The 1,875-nt window shown below is 55.9% G+C and carries 2 protein-coding genes; both read right to left on the reverse strand.

Features of this window, described 5'->3' with window-relative positions:
- Positions 1 to 233, reverse strand: a 233-nt coding sequence (locus ACI4OH_RS06380) for a PHP domain-containing protein (RefSeq protein ID WP_439784419.1), incomplete at its 3' end; no start/stop codon positions are given.
- A 92-nt stretch (positions 234 to 325) separates the two neighbouring features.
- Positions 326 to 1,875: ribonuclease J (locus tag ACI4OH_RS06385; protein WP_439784420.1), on the reverse strand; the 1,550-nt coding region annotated here is incomplete at its 5' end.

Below are 1,875 nucleotides of genomic sequence, written 5' to 3' on the forward strand. Positions count from 1 at the left end.
CGGTGTTCCTGACGCGCGCCCGGTGCGACGTAGACCTCACAGCCGATGATGGGCTTGACGCCCTGTTTCTTTGCTTCTTTATAAAAATCGATGACGCCATACATCGCACCGTGGTCAGTGATGGCAATGCTGTCCATGCCAAGCTCTTTTGTCGTCTTGATGAGTTCCTTGATGCGGCTCGCGCCGTCAAGCAGAGAAAATTCTGTATGGACATGAAGATGGGTAAATGGCATAAGCCGCTCCTTCCCGAAAAAATAAGCAGGGGGATTATACAATATTAGTAGAAAAGCCGGAGACATGGTCTCCGGCTCATAGCCTGTAAAAATCAGATTTCCATGATGATGGGCAGAATCATTGGACGGCGGCGCGTTTTCTCGAACAGATAACGGCCAAGTGCATCGCGTACATTCGACTTGATGGCAGCCCATTCCTTGACTTTCTCGTCTTCGCAGCGCTCAAGTGCCTGTCTGACGCGGGCTGTTGCTTCATCCATGAGCGCTTCCGATTCGCGCACATAAACAAAACCGCGCGAGACGATATCCGGACCGGCGACAACGCGGTGCGTCTGCTTGTTCATCGTCACGACGACAATCAGAATGCCGTCCTGCGAGAGCTGACGGCGGTCGCGCAGCACGATGTTGCCGACATCGCCGACACCGAGGCCGTCGACCATGACCATGCCGGCCGTGACTTTGCCGGCCACCTGGCCTTTATCACGCGTGAACTCAAGAATCTGGCCGTTCTCGCTGATAAAGATATTCTCCTTCGGCATGCCGAGCTCGCGGGCCAGACGTGCATGCTGCACGAGATGATGATACTCGCCATGGACCGGGATGAAGAACTTCGGACGCACGAGGTTGTGCATGAGCTTGAGTTCTTCGCGGCTCGCATGGCCCGAAACGTGGATGCCCTGATTGCGGCCGTAAATGACGTTGGCACCAAGCTTCATGAGGTTGTCGATGGTCTTCGAGACGAGCTTTTCGTTGCCCGGAATCGGCGTGGCCGAGATGATGACCGTATCACCAGGCACGATGCCGACCTTGCGGTGGTCGGACATGGACATGCGCGTCAGTGCGGACATCGGCTCGCCCTGACTGCCCGTCGTGATGATGACCATCTGCTCCATGCGGTAGTTATGAATCTCGTCGATGTCAACGAGCGTGCCTTCCGGCGCCGTGATATAGCCGAGCTCGAGCGAGATATTGACGACATTGACCATGCTGCGGCCAAGAACGGCGACATGGCGCTTATAGCGCACTGCCGTATCGATGACCTGCTGGATGCGGTGAACATTTGACGAGAACGTTGCGACGATGATGCGGCCGCGTGCATTGTGAAACGCCTTGTCAAAGGCCGCACCGACCGTGCGTTCCGACGGCGTATGCCCCTCGCGTTCCGAATTCGTCGAGTCAGCCATAAGCACGAGCACGCCGCGGTTGCCAAGGTCTGAGAAGCGGCGGAAGTCCGTCATCTTGCCGTCAATCGGCGTGTAGTCGAGCTTGAAGTCACCCGTATGCACGATCATGCCGACCGGCGTCTTAATGGACAGGCCGACAGCATCCGGAATCGAGTGATTGACTCGGATGAAGCCGACGCTGAAGCAGCCGATATTGATGATATCGCCCTGCATGACAGAGTGCAGATTGCTCGAATCCACGCCGTTTTCCTTAAGACGCCCCTCGAGAATGCCGAGCGTCAGGCGCGTGCCGTAGACCGGCACATTGATTTTCTTGAGGACATACGGCAGGGCGCCGATATGGTCCTCATGACCGTGCGTCAGCACGATGGCCTTGATCTTATCCTTATTTTCAATGAGATAACTGATATCCGGGATGACGAGGTCGATGCCGAGCATATCCTCATCCGGGAACATCA

It is taken from the genome of Mitsuokella apri, assembly GCF_051886055.1.
Classification (GTDB): Bacteria; Bacillota; Negativicutes; order Selenomonadales; family Selenomonadaceae; genus Mitsuokella.